18 protein-coding genes are annotated in these 17611 nt (G+C 44.8%); 7 read left to right on the top strand and 11 right to left on the bottom strand.

The window, feature by feature from the left end:
• Positions 1–77 precede the first annotated feature (77 nt).
• From DYE48_RS13615 to DYE48_RS13580, 8 genes are all read right to left on the bottom strand, one after another.
• The gene (locus tag DYE48_RS13615) at positions 78–1490 is read right to left on the bottom strand and encodes an alpha-amylase family glycosyl hydrolase (protein ID WP_167449515.1); all 1413 of its coding nucleotides are present in this window, start codon (positions 1488–1490) and stop codon (positions 78–80) included.
• Between the two features lie 760 nt (positions 1491–2250).
• Positions 2251–2964 (bottom strand): SIS domain-containing protein, encoded by a 714-nt coding sequence (locus tag DYE48_RS13610; RefSeq protein WP_115824113.1) that lies wholly within the window; start codon positions 2962–2964, stop codon positions 2251–2253.
• A gap of 10 nt (positions 2965–2974) precedes the next feature.
• A complete protein-coding gene (locus DYE48_RS13605) occupies positions 2975–3697 on the bottom strand; it encodes a GntR family transcriptional regulator (RefSeq protein ID WP_089654273.1) in 723 nt (240 codons plus the stop codon).
• Positions 3698–3702: 5 nt separating this feature from the next.
• On the bottom strand, positions 3703–4440 hold the full coding sequence (gene nagB, locus DYE48_RS13600) for a glucosamine-6-phosphate deaminase (protein ID WP_115824112.1): 738 nt from the start codon (positions 4438–4440) through the stop codon (positions 3703–3705).
• Complete coding sequence (gene nagA, locus DYE48_RS13595; protein ID WP_115824111.1) at positions 4437–5621, bottom strand: N-acetylglucosamine-6-phosphate deacetylase; 1185 nt, start codon at positions 5619–5621, stop codon at positions 4437–4439. Before nagA ends, nagB begins: the two co-directional genes overlap by 4 nt.
• Positions 5614–7551, bottom strand: coding sequence for an N-acetylglucosamine-specific PTS transporter subunit IIBC (gene nagE / locus DYE48_RS13590; RefSeq protein WP_115824110.1), 1938 nt, complete (start codon positions 7549–7551; stop codon positions 5614–5616). The genes nagA and nagE overlap by 8 nt, the downstream gene beginning before the upstream one ends.
• 670 nt (positions 7552–8221) lie before the next feature.
• Positions 8222–10063 (bottom strand): asparagine synthase (glutamine-hydrolyzing), encoded by a 1842-nt coding sequence (gene asnB, locus DYE48_RS13585; RefSeq protein ID WP_115824109.1) that lies wholly within the window; start codon positions 10061–10063, stop codon positions 8222–8224.
• 752 nt (positions 10064–10815) lie between these two features.
• Complete coding sequence (locus DYE48_RS13580) at positions 10816–11175, bottom strand: YisL family protein (RefSeq protein WP_115824108.1); 360 nt, start codon at positions 11173–11175, stop codon at positions 10816–10818.
• 161 nt (positions 11176–11336) lie between these two features.
• On the opposite strand from DYE48_RS13580, the gene DYE48_RS13575 reads away from it, so the two are divergent.
• The gene (locus tag DYE48_RS13575) at positions 11337–12533 is read left to right on the top strand and encodes an ornithine--oxo-acid transaminase (protein WP_089654248.1); all 1197 of its coding nucleotides are present in this window, start codon (positions 11337–11339) and stop codon (positions 12531–12533) included.
• A 41-nt stretch (positions 12534–12574) separates the two neighbouring features.
• Here DYE48_RS13575 and DYE48_RS13570 read toward each other — a convergent pair whose 3' ends face one another.
• Genes DYE48_RS13570 through DYE48_RS13560 form a run of 3 tightly spaced genes read right to left on the bottom strand, consistent with a single transcriptional unit; the run spans position 12575 to position 15483 of the window.
• Positions 12575–13078, bottom strand: coding sequence for a GDYXXLXY domain-containing protein (locus DYE48_RS13570; RefSeq protein WP_115824107.1), 504 nt, complete (start codon positions 13076–13078; stop codon positions 12575–12577).
• Positions 13075–14274, bottom strand: coding sequence for a DUF2157 domain-containing protein (locus DYE48_RS13565; protein ID WP_115824106.1), 1200 nt, complete (start codon positions 14272–14274; stop codon positions 13075–13077). Before DYE48_RS13565 ends, DYE48_RS13570 begins: the two co-directional genes overlap by 4 nt.
• Positions 14275–14292: 18 nt before the next feature.
• Complete coding sequence (locus tag DYE48_RS13560; RefSeq protein WP_115824105.1) at positions 14293–15483, bottom strand: DUF418 domain-containing protein; 1191 nt, start codon at positions 15481–15483, stop codon at positions 14293–14295.
• Between the two features lie 87 nt (positions 15484–15570).
• On the opposite strand from DYE48_RS13560, the gene DYE48_RS13555 reads away from it, so the two are divergent.
• From DYE48_RS13555 to DYE48_RS13530, 6 genes are all read left to right on the top strand, one after another.
• Entirely contained in the window at positions 15571–15792 is a 222-nt protein-coding gene (locus DYE48_RS13555; protein WP_089654244.1) for a spore germination protein, read from the top strand.
• 11 nt (positions 15793–15803) lie between these two features.
• Complete coding sequence (locus DYE48_RS13550; RefSeq protein ID WP_089654243.1) at positions 15804–16031, top strand: spore germination protein GerPB; 228 nt, start codon at positions 15804–15806, stop codon at positions 16029–16031.
• Between the two features lie 44 nt (positions 16032–16075).
• Positions 16076–16636 carry a spore germination protein GerPC gene (gene gerPC, locus DYE48_RS13545; RefSeq protein WP_115824104.1) on the top strand — a complete coding sequence of 187 codons (561 nt, stop codon included), beginning with the start codon at positions 16076–16078 and terminating at the stop codon, positions 16634–16636.
• Positions 16633–16860 (top strand): spore gernimation protein GerPD, encoded by a 228-nt coding sequence (locus DYE48_RS21425; protein WP_244199434.1) that lies wholly within the window; start codon positions 16633–16635, stop codon positions 16858–16860. Before gerPC ends, DYE48_RS21425 begins: the two co-directional genes overlap by 4 nt.
• A complete protein-coding gene (locus DYE48_RS13535; protein WP_244199433.1) occupies positions 16817–17221 on the top strand; it encodes a spore germination protein GerPE in 405 nt (134 codons plus the stop codon). The genes DYE48_RS21425 and DYE48_RS13535 overlap by 44 nt, the downstream gene beginning before the upstream one ends.
• A gap of 63 nt (positions 17222–17284) precedes the next feature.
• Positions 17285–17503 (top strand): spore germination protein, encoded by a 219-nt coding sequence (locus DYE48_RS13530; RefSeq protein ID WP_089654239.1) that lies wholly within the window; start codon positions 17285–17287, stop codon positions 17501–17503.
• Positions 17504–17611 lie beyond the last annotated feature (108 nt).

The raw sequence follows: 17611 nt of genomic DNA, 5'->3' as shown, positions 1-17611 counted from the left end.
AACAGGAGAAAGAGGGCATTTACTCTTAAGAAGACCACCAAATAAGAAAACAGGCCCGGGTCCGGGCCTGTTTTTTGTTAACCTTTATTCTCTTTACGATTCTTCAAACTAATCGCCGTGACCGCTATGACAAACAAAGAGAGTACACCACCGACAAATCCTATAAACAACCAGTTGTAGCCGCTATTGGGCTCTACAATAAAGACATCGGCTGTTTCACGTTCCATACCAAGGCGGTAGGAGCCATCGTTTTGCTGACGGACAAGGCCATCGTGAAGCAAGCCTCTCAACTGGTGGTCATCTTCCAGCCCTTCCAAGGTCATTGTTCGGGTCTCTTCCGCATTATTGATTGCAATAATCATCTCATTATCCTCATACGTGCGTTTGAAAACCGCAAGCCCGTCCTCGTTGTACAGTTCACGATAATCCCCTCTGGTGAGGGCTGGAAACTGTTCTCTCATCGAAGTCAGTTTTTCGATCCGTTTTTTCTGCTTTTCATCCCCGGCCTTAAAATTCATCATTGGGAGGTTTTGCGGATCTCCCCCATCATCTAATGGGGTTTCCGTTCCGTAGTAAACGACTGGGACTCCCGGGGCCGTAAAAACATACGTTAAAGCCAGCTGCCACCTTGTGATGGGGTTTTGTCCTTCTACAACAGCTTCATGTGTAAAACGGGACACATCGTAAAAATCCAGCTGGTGGGGCTGGGTAAGATCCTCTTCTGTTAACAGGTCGTTTAAAGAGTTTCCTGCTTGATTAAAAGCTTCCCTTGTCACTGTTCTGAACGTGTGATCCTCTTTAATAGACGAGGTGTACATGATTAGCGGATAATTCTGCAAAGTTGTTTCACTTAAATCCGAACCATTCGTAATGATTCTGAAACCATCCACCCCTGTTTTTTCTTTCCAAAAATCCATGGTTTCCTGGAGGTAAGTGCCTACCCCTTCCTGATTCACATCAACTTGAAGCAATTGATTAAACCACGGATGCTCGCTGGATACCTCTTCTCCTGTCAACCACTCAGACTTTGCATCATTCTCTGCCCAGGGATGGTTTTCAGATACAAATCCTATAGGAAGATCAAAAATCACTTTTATATCGCGGGCATGAGCTTCTTCCACAACTTGCCTCGCTTCTTCCATCGTCCCGAAATGTTCCTCAACATTACGGAAGTCTGAAACATGGAAACCGTGGTAGCTATCTCCATCATTCTGCATGATCGGGGAAAGTTGAATAGTAGTAAAACCCAATTCTTTTATGTAATCCAACTGATCGACAATCCCTGATAGATCACCGCCATGATAAGCATTGGAATCTTCCAAATCTACACCCTCATTGTTGTTCATGTCTCCGTTCATAAATCGATCAACAACAATATAATAAACGCTTTCATCCTGCCATTGCCTCTCTTCGCTTTCTTGAGCCTCTGCCACCATAGGCAACCCTAGCAAAAACGGGAGGCATGCCCACAGCATTATTGTTCTTTTCATCTTCTGTGTCCCCCTTACAGATGTCATACCTCATTCTAGAGTAGCCCTTCCTACCTTCCTCCGTCAATCTCCTGCTCAATTCTCCAAGAAATTGACACAGGTCTCCTTCTCTCCATTAAAAAAACAGACCCACGAAAGGTCTGTAGGAAGCAGATTCAAATTCCAAATATAATAACTAAACATAAGCTCCCGATTGTGGAAGACTCAGTTTCGAGATGTTTCCGGGCTTCGTTTGCCATAATTGGGAGTCAGGGGTGGTTGGGAAGCTACTCGCTTTCCTGTGGGGATGACGGCAAGCCTCCTCGTGCTTCGCTCTGCGGGGTCTCGCCAGCCAATCTATTCCCACGGGAGTCTCGCAGCTTCCCAACCACCCCATTCGATGAATGAGAGAAACGAACCTCTCTATCATGATGGGACGTCTTACTCCCCAATCAGAATCTGGTGAAAAGCGCTTTACATCAAGCTTTCACCATCGGAATGATCAATGGGGGAAGCTTTAATTTATCTACTTCGATTGAGCATACAAGCAGAGATTATGAGAAGTGGTTTCGAGAGACCACACATGGTAAAGGGGCGGAGGGGAATGGGGAGACTCCTGCGGGAAAAAAGTGCAGGGTGAGACCCCACAGAGCGAAGCTCGAGGAGGCTCACCGCGCTCCCGCGGAAAGCGACTCATTCCCCGCAGCCCTACCCACTCAACAAAAGTCTCGAAACTGAGTCTTCCACAATCCTGCCATATTATTGAATAACAACAATTCTTTTAGAAAGAGATACGTTTGTAGGCTTGCATCATGTTTTGGTTGTGTTGGTCAGATCCGTCGACATTTCCACTTTTGAAAACAGGGGGCGTTTCTCCGATTTCCTCGATTCTCTCAATCGTTTTTGTCATAAGTTCGTGTAAAATTCCCGCTCCTACTACAGAAGAAACGGGTGAATAAGATCGAGCTCCCTTTTGCATGATCGTATCTCCCACAGGAACTTCCATGTCGATGACATCATCTACGACATCCTCAAGTCTCTGGTTGCTGCTGTGACGTGAAGGTTGACTTTGTGAATAACAGAGTGAGGTCAACGCCACTGTGTACAAACCTAATTCCCTACAGTAAATGGCTGTTTCTATAGGGGCTGGATTTCGACCAGAAGTAGAAATAATCAGGACCGCATCTTTTTTCTGCAAATCTTCCTTTTCCAAATACTGCTGAACCACTCCAGGTTTACGTTCACTTTCACTGGCCTGCCTTGCTCCTTCATGTAGCATCAATTCTTCGATCCATATTGGATGTACAGGTACAAGTCCTCCCGCCCGGTAAAAAACGTCCTGAGCTAGTAAACTGGAATGGCCACAACCAAATGTATGGATGATTCCTCCTGCTTGAATGATTCGGGAGAGGTTTTTACTAATTTTAACGAAGTTATGGAACTGGGAAGATTCAATCTCCAACAATTTCTGGGAAACTTTTGTTAAATAGCTCATCTCGGACTCCTTATCGGTCAATATCTGTGATGAATTTATACCGATCGGCACGATAGGTAGATTTAACGACCTCAAACGGAACACTTTGAGCAAGAAAACTTTTCCGTTCGATATGAAGTACCGGCGAATGAGGAGAAATGTTCAAGTATTCAGCTTCTTCTTCATCTGCTGCACGTGCCTCGATAATCTGGCGTGCTTGACTAATGGCCATGCCTAAATCGTGCTCTACATATTGATAAATAGACCCATGCACAATATCTTCGGTTAAATGCGGCAGCAATTCCTGAGGCATAAAAGTAGTTTCGATTGCCATTGGTTTGTCGTCTGCGATCCTTATTCGCTGGATACAGTACACTTTTCCCTCCTCGCTTAAATCCAGTTTTTTACGGACGTCTCTTGGTGCTTCAATGACATCAAAGGCCAGCAGTAGGCTGCTCGATGTCATTCCTCTCCGCTTCATATCTTCCGTAAAACTTGTCAAACCTTTAAGCGGCTGTTCGATTTTCTTTTCTGCGACATACGTCCCTTTTCCTTTTTCACGATAAAGGACACCTGCGTTCACTAAATTCGTCACTGCCTGTCTTACGGTCATGCGACTCACTTCAAAACGCTCGGAAAGCTCACGCTCGGACGGAATCATTTTACCGACCTCAAACTCTTTTTCTTCTATTTTTTGTTTCAAGTACTCTTCAATCTGATAATACAGTGGTAACGGAACGTTTTTCTTTAACAAAGGATTCATCCTTTCCGTTGGACTTTCTTATACGCATCCTCATCAACAATTAAAGTAAGGTCATCATGGTTTTTCAGTGAAGAAGCAGGAAACTGTTCGTCAGGCTCACCATGAATCAGTTGGTAAATGGCGTCCGCTTTTCGTTCACCGGAAGCCAAAAGAATGATTTTTTGACTTTTCATTATGGAACGGATGCCCATCGTAATCGCCTTCGTCGGTACATCTTCCATAGATTCAAAGAAACGGGCATTGGCTTCTCTTGTTGAATCTGTCAAGTGCACAATATGGGTCTCACTATCAAAGGAAGTGCCTGGTTCATTAAAACCGATGTGGCCATTTTCTCCAATCCCGAGAAGCTGTAAATCAGGGGGGCCGACGGTGTCAATCACTTCTTCATAACGTCTGCATTCTTGTTCCAAACCTTCTGTTTTTCCATAAGGGATGTACGTGTTCTTTTTATCAATGTTGATAAACTGGAAGAAGTTTTGATTCATAAAATAGCAGTAGCTCTGATGGTGCTCGGGGTCCAGACCAACGTATTCATCTAAATTGATCGTAGATAAAAAACGGTAATCCGCACGCCCCTCCTTATAACTCCTAACTAATTCTTTGTAGGTACCAAGAGGGGTTCCGCCTGTAGCTAAGCCTAGCACAGCATCTGGCTTCTTTGTAATTTGTTCTTCAATCATCCGGGAAGACGCCTGACTCATTTCCTTATAATCCTTTGCAACGATGATGTTCATGATGCTCCCCCCTTACCATTATAACTGATGACTCCACGGCAAATCGTTGTCATCACGCAACCCTCTTCATCCAAAAGGACGAGGTCTGCATCTTTCCCTTTCGTTATACTCCCTTTTCGGTCATATACCCCAAGCTCATGAGCTGCATTGGCAGAAGTTATTTTAACCAATTCATTGAGATCAACACCGGCAAAGGTGCGCATTTTCCGAGCTGCCTCTTCTAAGGTTAATATACTGCCCGCAAGTGTACCGTCAGAGAGGCGGGCTTCTCCATGATTCACCGTCACATTTTGTCCGGCAAGATCATAGGTGCCAGCAGGAAGGCATTTGGCCCTCATCGCATCTGTAATTAGGATCGTTCGGTCACTTCCAAGAATCTGATAGGCTAATCGGACCGCTTCAGGATGGATGTGGATGTGATCGACAATCATCTCAACGAGAAGCTCCTGGTTCGTAAAAGCAGCACCAACCAAGCCCGGTTCCCTGTGGTGCAGACCACTCATCTGATTGTATAAATGTGTCACATGGCTTGCCCCTTTTTCAACCGCATCATTCGCTTCGGCCAAGGTGGCTTCGCTATGTCCCAAAGAACAGATGACTCCTTTTTTCCTAAGCTCTTCAATAAATGGAAGAGCTCCTTCCAATTCAGGAGCTAAGGTTACGAGTTTGATCTGTTGTTGACTTTCGTTTTGCCATTGTTCAAAAAGGTCGAGAGATGGTTCAATAATATGCTCTACAGGCTGAGCCCCAGCTTTGGATGGTGAAATAAAGGGACCTTCAAGGTGTATTCCAAGAACTTCTGCTTGCCCATCTCTTTGCTGATGTTCTATATACGTCCCTGCATTTATGACTGCTTTAGAAATCCTCTCTCTTGATTGCGTCATCGTTGTGGCCAGAAAACTCGTTGTCCCTTCCTTAGGGAGCTGAACCGCCACCCCTTGTAAAGCTTCCATCGTAGCGTCCATGACGTCATGACCATTCGCCCCATGGATGTGTACGTCAATGAAGCCTGGAAGAAGTGTAAGGTTTCTGCCTGTCCCATCAATGACAGAATCCCCATCCTTAACCACGAAGCCTTCATGAATTTCTTTTATTCTCCCATCGCTAACTGTTACAGATCCAGAGGGGATCGTCCCGTTTTCCGTCACAACGGTTACATTTGCAATCACCAGATCACTCATTTCCTTTGCCTCCTTCCTCTACTCTCATTACCCCTTTTTGTCCTTTTTCCAGGTATCCTTTTTTCAAAAGTTCCACCGTTGCTCCTTCAGCATTCGTGAAGATAAACGGTGTCACTACAGAAGGCGCATTCGCCTTGACAAAATCAAGGTCCACACGCAGCAATGGCGTTCCTTGTTCCACCTTCTGTCCAGACTCAACTAGGGCTTCAAACCCATCTCCATCAAGCTTGACCGTATCCAAACCAACGTGAATCAGCATTTCCAATCCATTCTCAAGCTCAAGACCGATGGCATGCTTCGTAGGGAAAACTTGAAGGACTTTCCCGTTCACAGGTGAATGGAAAGTTTCCTCAGACGGATCAATGGCAAAGCCTGGCCCCATCATTCCTTGGGCAAAAACTTCATCTGGGACTTCAGAGAGAGGAAGTACGTTTCCATTCAACGGCATTTGAAAATCTTCTTCTTTTACTTTCCTTGATGGAACTTTTTCTGTTTCTTGTTCTACAGGTGGAACTTTTTCATCCTGTACACCTTCAGGAACGTGATGACCATGTTCCATCTGTTTTTTCATCGCATCAGCGACAAACTCAACAGAAGTACCTACAATCACTTGAAGGTTTCGTTTTCCTAGTTTCATGACTCCACGGGCACCTTGACGCTTCAACTCTTTTTCATCGACTTTCTCTCGGTCTCTCATTTCAAGACGAAGACGAGTGGTGCAATAATCCAGCGTTTCAATGTTTTCAGGTCCACCTAACGCATATAGATAGTGGTAAGCTTTCGCATCATAATCACTACTTTCTGTTTCTGTGGACCCCTCTTCAATTTCCTCGTCTTCTCTCCCTGGTGTTTTCAAATCCAGTTTGACAATAAGGAAATAGAAAATCACAAAATAAATCGCTCCCATAAACAATCCGATTAAAATCAGAGTAAATGGATTTTGTGCAATATTGTAGTTCAGTAAATAGTCAATCAATCCTGCCGAAAAACCGAAACCATGTCTGACATCAAACACAAAAGCAAGAATCATCGACACACCGGTTAGTAAGGAGTGAACGACATATAAAAGTGGAGAAAGGAACATGAAAGAAAATTCGATCGGCTCGGTAACCCCTGTAATAAAAGAGGTCAAACCGATACTCAAAAACATTCCTCCGACTGCTGCTTTTCTCTCTTTTTTTGCTGCTGCATACATAGCTAGACATGCAGCCGGAAGACCGAACATCATGACAGGGAAAAAGCCAGCCAGGAAGTAACCTGCAGAAGGGTCTCCATTTAAGAAACGATTGATTTCCCCGCGCACAACCTCTCCAGCCTCTGTGGTGAATGTACCGAAATCAAACCAGATCAAAGCATTCATTACGTGGTGTAAACCTACCGGAATAAGCAGACGGTTCAGCACGCCATAAACACCTACTCCAAGTTCTCCCCCGTTCAAAATCCAGTTTGCCGTAGAATCAAGAACGGCTTGTGGATACACCCATACATATCCGAAAACAAAGGAAAGCACGACCATAACTGCTGAGGTGATGATCGGAACAAAGCGCTTGCCTCCGAAGAAAGAAAGGAAGTCCGGGAACTTTACATCATTGTACTTGTTGTACAACATTCCCGCGATCACACCAGCAATGACACCGGCAAAAACCCCCATATCCACATCCTTATTTATAGCCTCTATTCCACCATCAAGGACCAAATAACCAATAGCACCTGCTAGAGCAGCCGCTCCATTCCCATCTTTCGCAAACCCCATCGCAATACCGATGGCAAATATAAGAGCCAAATTTCCGAGAATTCCGTTACCGGCTGCCGTAATAAAAGGAATATCCAACATATCTTCCATCCCTAAACGGACAAGCAAAGCCGCAGCCGGCAATGTAGCGATCGGAAACATTAATGATTTACCTATTCGTTGTAAAAAACTTAGCATCGTCGATAGCCTCCTTCAAATTGAAAACGTTTTACTGAAGTCATCTTATCACCATGGTTTCTAGTTGTCTATACCAGTTAATAATGTTTGAATATTCTATTAGATTTCAAGGGTATGATCCCACTCTTCATTTTCTACACCTTTCCATAATTTAACCCTCTTAAAAGAAATGGCAGTATTGTGGAAGACTCAGTTTCGAGACTTTTGTTGAGTGGATGGGGCTGCGGGGAATGAGTCGCTTTATCATGTAAGTGTCTCGAAACCACTTCTAGAAATAAGCAGCCATTCAGCTTGAAAGGAATTGTAAGTAAACTCCCATGCTCAGGTTTTAGAATCCTGAAAGCTTGATACAGCGCGCTTTACTTCTAACAGTGGGATCGTGGAAGGCAAATCCAACATGGTAAAGGGGTTCGTTACTCACCTATATCGAATGGGGTGGTTGGGAAGCTGCGAGACTCCCGTGGGAGAAAGGAGATAGGCGAGATCCCGCAGGACGAAGTCTGAGGAAGCTCGCCACTCCCCCACAGGAAAGCGAGTAGCTTCCCAACCACCCCTGATACTCAACCAGGCAACGAATCCCGGAAACATCTCGAAACTGAGTCTCCCACAATCGGGAGGTTATGTGGGATTGGGAGAATTGAAAAAACCGCCCTGAGTGAGGACGGTTTGGTTAGAAGGTGACTTTGTAGGTTTTGAGCCAGTGGTCAATCTGGCAAAGATGAGCAATGAGCTGCGGCCCTGTCATAAGCTGACCGAACCAAGGCGTATCAATCGACTTCCCTTCCGAATCATTTAGCTTCCGCACTTGATCACGATCAAAAATATCAAACAGAGGCGCATTCGGATCCACAAGCGTCTCTTCCATCCACATACAAACAGCTTTTGTATAGTCAGGGTGGAAGGTTTTCGGATACGGGTTCTTTTTCCGGAAGAGTACTTTATCCGGCAAAATCCCTCGCAACGACTGACGCAGGAGACCTTTCTCCTGATCATTATGAAACTTCATGCTCCATGGCACATTCCATACATATTCAACGAGACGATGATCGCTGAATGGTACACGTACCTCAAGACTCGCCCCCATACTCATCCGGTCTTTCCGCTCCAGTAAGGTCTGCATAAACCAGTTCATATTCAAGTAAGACATTTGTCTGTGCTTCTTACTATCTTCATCCTCACCTGCAAGCAGCGGTGTTTCTGCAACGGTTTCCTGATATCGTTTCAACATATACCATTCAATATCAATATCCCCTTTTAAGTCTTGACGGACAAGGCTAACCCTCTCATTGAGAGAGCGGATCCAAGGAAACCCTTTTCTTTCTTTATCTTCTTTCCGGTAAAACCAAGGGTACCCTCCAAAGATTTCATCTGCACATTCCCCGGAAAGGGCAACGGTCACATGGTTTTTAATTTCCTCACAAAACCACAATAAAGATGAATCCACGTCCGCCATTCCGGGCAGATCCCGGAGTTCCACCGCCCGCTTCAAACGCGAAACAAGGTCCTCCGTCCTCGCTTCCATAACGGAGTGTTTTGTTTGATTTTGGGCACTGACAAGATTGATGAACGCCTCATCGCGATCTGGTTGAAATGCATTCTTCTTGAAAAATTTCTCTTGATCTTTATAGTCGATGGAAAACGTCTGCAGTGCGCCTAATTGATCTTGTTTATATTTTTCAGCGGCCACGGCCGTGATGGCACTAGAATCGACGCCTCCAGATAAAAATGTTCCAAGTTTCACGTCAGAAACGAGCTGACGCTGCGAAGCATCCATAAATAATTCGCGTACGCGCGCAACCGTCTCATCAAATGAATCTTCATGAGGAGCACTCTCTACGTTCCAATACCTATCGATCTTTAATTTCCCATGTTCAAAGACAGCTCGATGACCTGGGCGTATTTCATTGATTTCCTGGAAAATTCCCTCCCCCGGAGTTCTCGACGGCCCCAAAGATAAGAGTTCATGGAGACCATTGCTGTCTACAGCAGATGAAACTTCAGGATGGGCTAATAAGGCTTTCATTTCAGAGGCAAACATGACCCCGTCCCCTCTGTCACTGTAAAAAAGCGGCTTGACCCCCAAACGGTCACGGGCTAGAAAAAGCCGTTCTCGCTTTTTCTCCCAGACACTGAACGCAAAGATGCCATTCATATAGTCAACACACGCGGTTCCCCATTCCATGTAACTGACGAGGACCACTTCGGTGTCTGAATGGGATTGGAACGTCCATCCTTTTGCCTTCAGTTGGTCTCTGACATCCTCTGTATTGTAAAGCTCTCCGTTATAGCATAAAATGTATTCTTCATCCCTGGCCTTGCGGATCATCGGTTGTTTACCTCCGGCAGGGTCTACAACAATCAAACGTTGGTGACCGAACGCAGCTGGACCCTCGATCCATTTCTGGTAATCATCAGGCCCGCGGTGCTGCAACGTGGTTGCCATCCGATCCAATATCGAAGCCTTTTCCTCTGTTTTATGTGCTGCATCGATCCATCCGACAATTCCACACATCTAGCCTCACCATCCTTTTTCAGTACGAAATGCGCAAGTCACGCTCCAGCGCTGGATTTTTACATAAAAAAACCATCATGACTCACTATATGATGGCATTGTTTTTCTTATGAAACCTCCTGCACTATTAAAGATAATGGCAGAGTTGTGTAAGACTCGATTTCGAGACTTTGTGGGAGTTTAGGTGCTCAAAATCCCTCTAACAGTAACCTGCCGAGTTCTGTAAGGAAGACCTGTTTACCCACGCCGTTATAGAGTTGTTTTAACCAAAGATCCTGCACGAATAAGGCGAGGGAACAGGGTCTGGGAAACGTCCACATGAAAGGCGAATGGAAACACGAACGTGTGTGTTTTTTCTACGAACTGATCCAAAACACTGCAAATCGTCGTTTCCCTGACCCCGTATCCATGGCAAGGAATCGTCATTCATTATTTCAGTTAGGCAAGGTCTCCTTTATGGATTTTTAATAGGTGCTCTTCGCACTCCAATAGAAAGCGAGCTATTCCCCGCAGCCCCCGTCCACTCACCAAAAGCCTCGAAGCTGAGTCTTCCACTATCGGGAGTTTTTCTCAAATAGAGAAAAAAGCAAGAGAAAAGTGTTGACATATATAATGAGAATGATTATCATTTTAATTGATAATAGTTATCACCGTTACCCCCCAAATAACGGACGAACATCAGACACAAAAACAAAGCCCCCTTTTTTTCGATATTAAAAAGCTGCATGCGATTGTCGCATGCAGCTTTATTTTTATGCTGGCAGAATTCCAGCTGGTAAGAAACCAAACCCAAGAACGATGGCGATGATCCCAGCGATGACAAGCTGAGCCCACCAGGTGCCTGTCGGTTTCTTCTTCTTGTATTTAACAGCTACCATTTCCATGGAAGCGATGACCCATAGACCGACGAGCAGTTTAATGATCACAAGCGGGCCGTATTCGGCGTAACTTGCAAAAAGTGAACCACCGGAATAAAGAATAAGCAAATAAAAAAGACGAAGAATCATGTGAGAGATCTTTGCCGCTTTTTCACTGCCTTTACGGGTGAACATGGTTACAAGACCGACAAGTAAGAATGCGATGACCCATGAAGTAATATGTAAGTGCGCCATATTTTGTTATCCTCCTTTTCATATGAATCTACGGTTATGATACCACGACTGTTGCGCATATTCCTATCATTTTGATGTTGGCTTCATTTTCTAAATTATAAGAAAATAAGAAGCAAACCTGTTATAATGATGAAAGACTGAAATGAAAATGGAGGGATTGCATGTCTGTAATTAGTAGTCAGAACATTATTGATCAAACCCAGGAATATGGTGCAAAGAACTATCATCCACTTCCGATTGTCATTGCTAAAGCGGAAGGTGTATGGGTAGAGGATCCTGAGGGAAATCGTTATATGGATATGTTAAGCGCTTACTCTGCCGTCAATCAGGGGCATCGGCACCCAAGAATCATCCAGGCGCTGACCGATCAGGCGAACCGTGTAACCTTGACTTCCCGCGCCTTTCATAACGACCAGCTTGGTCCCTGGTATGAGAAAATTTGTAAGCTGACGAATAAAGAGATGGCTCTTCCAATGAACACAGGAGCTGAGGCGGTCGAAACAGCCATTAAGGCGGCGCGACGCTGGGCTTATGATGTTAAAAAAGTGGAAGAAGATCAAGCGGAAATCATCGCTTGTACAGGAAACTTTCACGGCCGGACAATGACGGCTGTTTCCCTTTCTTCTGAAAAAGAATACAAACGCGGCTTCGGACCAATGCTTCCAGGCATTAAGCTCGTCCCATACGGAGATATTGATGCCCTGAAAGAAGCGATCACAGAAAATACGGCCGGGTTTATGCTTGAGCCAATCCAGGGAGAAGCCGGCATTGTTATGCCACCGGAAGGCTTCCTTAAAGAAGCCTATGATGTGTGTAAAGAAAACAATGTGTTGTTCATTGCTGATGAAATACAGGCAGGACTTGGGCGCAGTGGTAAGATGTTTGCTTGTGATTGGGAAAATGTCAGTCCAGACATGCTCATTCTCGGTAAAGCTCTAGGCGGTGGCGTCTTCCCGATCTCCTGTGTGGTTGCAAACAGGGAAGTGCTCGGTGTCTTCAATCCAGGTTCCCATGGTTCCACTTTCGGTGGTAACCCACTTGCCTGCGCCGTTTCAGTGGCCTCCCTTGAAGTGATTGAAGAAGAAAAACTGGCAGAACGTTCGCTTGAACTTGGAAACTATATGATGCAGGAGCTCAAATCGATCAACAACCCGAAAATTAAAGAGGTGCGCGGAAAAGGTCTCTTTATCGGTGTCGAAATGACAGAACCTGCCCGCAAGTATTGCGAAGAGTTAAAAGAAAAAGGACTGCTCTGTAAAGAAACACATGAAAATGTGATTCGTTTTGCTCCTCCTCTCGTTATTGAGCAGGATGACCTGGACTGGGCCATCAGTCAAATTAAAGCAGTTTTAAGCTAAGTATGATAAAAGACGGCAGACCCAGTGGGCTGCCGTCTTCGTTATTTAAGAGAAGCGATTTTCTTTTGTTTCCAGGGGGCAAGAACAATGTCCACCTCCCGCTCTTCTCTCCGTTCCCAAAACGTCCCTGTGTTTTCTTCAATATAATACCTTCCAAGGCCAATATCCACTTGATATTGCTGAAGTGAAGGATCAGACCATTGATATTTAGAAGAAAGAACCACTTGATTGCTTTCTGTTTCAGGCCACAAAGTGGAAGCTTCTACAAGCTCATAGATTTCCTCGTCATTCTCTTCGAGCAGCAAAAACACTTTTTCTCCTCGATTCAAAGGTTCTTCAATCATCCATTTCTCTTCAGGAATTTGTTCAATGGCATAGTCCAACGTTACATAATCCCCGTAAAAAGGGTCACGCGGATCCACGGGTGTCGTCTTCAGTGTAATCTTCTGCCCCCAGATATCCATCGCATAATAAGAGGCGGACATGAGAAGAAGAAACAAGAGTTGCAGAGTGACAAGTCCATAAAACCACCAGCGCTGCTTCATTTCTCTTCCCCTCCTTTATGGATGGTGCGCCGTTTTTTCTCAAGGAAGTAACTGAGTGCAAACAATAAAACGCCGCCGATCAAGAAGAACAATGAACGATCCATGAAATCCCAGGCGAGCTGAAAATAAGCAATAAACGTAGTCAGAAGAAAAGCGATCGTCCCTTTGTTGACCCACCTTGACACTTCCTGCTGGTAACCTGAGATCAACCACAGAAGTGCATAAAGAAATAAGATGAGGAGGGAAAGCATGTCGCCGGCTTCAAATCGGAAGACGGGTACAAACAAAAGCAAATCGATCCAGTAGTAGTTGGTCGAACTCATGGCAGACCTTACCACAGAGAAGAAGAACAGAATGGCCCAGGCAAGGAAGAAATAAAGCGAGGACTCCGTCAGTTCACCGACGTATTCGTTTCCGAGGAAAAAGACTTGCAAAACCAACATGGTGAAAACAGACAAAATGCTCAACGTCTTAAATACGCGCACATTCCCTTTTTCAAGGAGGAAATCCTCTACTACATAAAGCAGTAAGAAAAACGCAATCAACCAATAGTAAGGCATTCCTTCACTAAATACAAGAATGACAGCGTGAAGCGTGTAACTCACTCCAAATGCGGCTAATTGAGTCACTTTCCGTGAACTCAATACGAACCATCCCAACCCCAGAATGAATAGAAGGGCAAGCCATATGTGGAAGTGTTGAAAAACAAGTCCGCTGTACAGCTGTCCGACCGTCATAATCACAAGTGTCGCGTAAAAAAATGAATCGTCCTTAAAAATGAGAAACAAACCTAAAGCAACGATCGACCATAAGAAAAATGGAAAAGCACTATACGATGTATAGTGGTACATTTGACCGACTAGAAAAATACTGGAACCAAAGATCAGAAGGGCAATCAGGATGAGACTGGTTCCGACACGTTTGGATTTTTTCCTGTACACCCAATCTCCACTCAAATAAAAGGCCGTCAATGAAGCAAGAAGAATCACCATTCTCCCAAGATCCGTCAAATACGACCAGTTTGATGCGACGAAAGTCAAAAACGCAAGACCTATAAAAAGAGCTGCAAAAGTGAGCAGCACGGGTTTGTTTTGTTTTTTAGGATAGCGTTCCAGCAACTGCTCGCGTTGACCTTCACTGATAATCGCATTTTCTACCCATTTCTTGCTTTCTTTAACGAGGTGATCACGATTCAAGACAACTGCCCCTTTCTCTTATGAAGCCGCCTCACTTTTTCTTTTCAGTGGCTGCTTCTTCCCGTACGTCAATGTCCGCCATAACCATTCCAACGGCCCATAACGGAACTTATTCAACCAGGCCTTGCTCGCAAAGACTTGACCAGTAAAGATAACCATAACGATGATCAAGCTTCCAATCGGTGGGACGTCACCATATAGTCCAAAACCGACGGAATAAAAAAGGATAAAGCTGATCAGGGACTGCAAAATGTAATTTGACAAAGACATCCGGCCGACCCATGTTAAAGGATAAACGATACGGGCACCAATTGATGTCTGGAACAATAGAGTAATAGATAAGACATAAAAAACAGCTGACGCTGAACCACCGATACTATCCTGGGCCAGCTGGAACCATTCCGGGCTTCCGAATAGATGCGGACCTGCTTTGAAAATGAGGAACAATAGACCTGTCAGCACCCATACGTTTTTAATCGAACGCAAATGGTGATTCGGTTTATGAAGCCATCGCTTTCGGCAAAAATACATGCCGAATAAAAACATCGGAATTAAACTCAAAGCGAGAAATGGAAGGTTTCCCCATTGATTGGCATATACCCAATCCGCTAAGTTTTGACGCCATATATCAAGGAGAGATCCGCTTCCATAGTTCACCAGGGCTTCCTGAATCGCCGGCCGGTTCACGATGCCCTGCACCTGATCTCTGACCATGTACAGTGAAAAAGTCAGCGGCAGTACAAGGAAAGCAAGCATCCCGAACGCCCAACTTAACAGCGTTTTATCTTTCACATTGAAAAATGCCAAAAGCACAAAACCCATCACGCCGTAAGAAAGCAGAATATCGCCATGCCAGATAAGGAACGCATGAATGAGACCGAATCCTGTAAGTACAAGGAGACGCCTGAAAATTACGCTCTGGTATGCGATCTGTTTCTCAACAAGGCGGTCTTTCATCATTTGTATGCCAAATCCGAACATGAAGGAAAACAGCGTATAGAAACTTGCTTGGAAAAAAATATCAATAAAATTTTGCACGGTATGACTGAGAGACGATGGCCAAAATTCCGCTGCTCCTCCATACAAAAAATATGGAGCATTGAAAGCGGGCACATTGACCATAAAGATTCCAAGAATCGCAAGCCCCCTGGCCGCATCGATCCAGTCGAGCCTTTCTGATTCGCGGAGAGGTGAACCTTTCTTTTTCATATGTATTCCCCCTATGATAGTTATTTTACTTTTCTTACGTCATTTAGACAATGAAGTTTCATAAACTGTAGAAAGGAGTTTTTCGTTATGCCAGCAAAAGTCGGAGCCGTTAAAGTGATTTCTCTCTCGTCTTCGAGCATCTTCAATATCGGTGATGTGTACAATATGGCTCCCTATGCTTCTGCAAAGACCTTTGCTGGAGGTGGGTCTTTTAATACTGGTGACGGCATTCGGATCAGACTGAATCGAGCGGATACGTTTATCAACGATTCGGAAGTTATTGATCAGCCGATTGCCAATAATGCGTAGGAGGTTTTTCTATGAATCTCACCGTTCATCAATCGATCTACATCCATTTCTTAAGAATCGGTACGGTTGCAAATTCCTCTGTAGTCCAAATCGGAAGTTCAGGAGTCATCCAGGCAAAAGCTGATCTCTATAACTCAGGGGGGTACGTCGAGCCTGCACCGGAAGCCCAGCCACAGGATGGAGAAATTCTCATACCAGAACCTGGCGCTGGCACGCTTGTTCCACTTTCCATAACATAGATGTCCCCCTTTTTTCATAAAGATAGGATAGGGGGTGAGCGGACTTGAACCAATATCAATCCTGGCAGTCATGGATCCAGCAAATGATGAATCAAATGGAACAACAGCAGAAAATGATCAATCAATTGCAAAAGAAAATCGAGGAGCTTCAATCGGTCGAACACCCACCGAGGACGGTTATTGAGAAAATTGAATACAAATTTGATCAACTGAAAATCGAGACGCTCGAAGGAACCCTGCAGATTGGTCTTACTCCGAACGGATCCGACATGTCCGATATCGGTGACCTTTACAACAATCAAAATCAAAATAAACAAATTCCTCAAACCGATGATCAGGCCTTACATTTTCTGCAGGAGTATATGACATCCGATGTTCCTGGGTGGATGAACCAATACGTCCGAGATCATGACATTGAGGTTAGTGATAAACATAAAGAGCGCATGATCGCAGATATCCGAAAACAACTGCCTCAACGACTTGAGTTTTATCGAAATGAGAATCCAGAGGCTCCGCCAGAAACCCTGTTCCATCAAATTCAAACGGAAATTCAACACTCCATTGCCCAGTATTTTGAAACTTTTGAAGGAGATGGTGAGGCATGAACCATGTTGTTCACAATTACGGCCTTCACGTCGGAAATATCCGTGTGACGGGCGTTTCAGGTTCTTCTCTATTTTTGATTGGCGACACGAAGACCGTTCGCTTACAGTCTTTTTTTGATACGCCCCCAGAATCATTGATTGTCAGGACGCAGGGCCCAACTGTAGTAGAAGCCAATGCCAATGTTGAAGACAATGAAGGAAGCGGAAACGGCCAAAATGCTTAAACGGATGGTTTATGTAGATGAGATCGAAACCAAGTCATTGACCATCGGTTCCGTTATCGAAATTGGAGACGTCCACCGTGCCGCTCCCTACTCAAGGATTTTAGCGGTACAAAAGGAAGGCGGCGTAGAATCTGATATTTATGATTTTGACGACTACTCTATTTTCTCTATGAAAAGCTCACCTCCCCTTCCTCCTGTCCAAGTGGAGTCATTCCATTATCACCACCGTGCCATCCAGGTTGACCAAGTACGAGTCCTCGGTGTATCGACAGCGGGGACTTTTCAAGTGGGTGGGGTGGACCATGTCGATGCCCTCAACTATACGAAGCACTTCCGCGACCTCCAAGATGAAGAACAATAAATGCCCAACTTTCATACGTTGTAAATATAATGCTTGAATCGCACCAAAAAGGAGGCGATTGCGATGCCGGCTATTGTCGGACCCATCAGTATTAACAGTGTAGGGGGTGGTGTCGTTAACTTCGGAGACTCCTTCTACCTGTCACCGAAAGCTACCTCTAAAACGAATGCCGGATCAGGAGCACTGAACACTGGAAACTGGATTATTACAAACAATGGACTCAGCTCTACGAACCCGTTTGATCCTGACGTTGCAGATCAAAATCTTACTGCGAATGCTTAGAGGTACTGAAGCGCACTGGATCGTCAGGGCGCTTTTTTGCTCTTTAGTTGGCCGTTTTGGGTTAAGTCACTTTTCCTCGGCGTTGGGACACTTTCCACGATCGGTTTG

It is taken from the genome of Halobacillus trueperi, assembly GCF_003386945.1.
In the GTDB taxonomy this organism is placed as follows: Bacteria; Bacillota; Bacilli; order Bacillales; family Halobacillaceae; genus Halobacillus; species Halobacillus aidingensis.
This window is presented reverse-complemented; position numbering and strand designations above follow the sequence as displayed.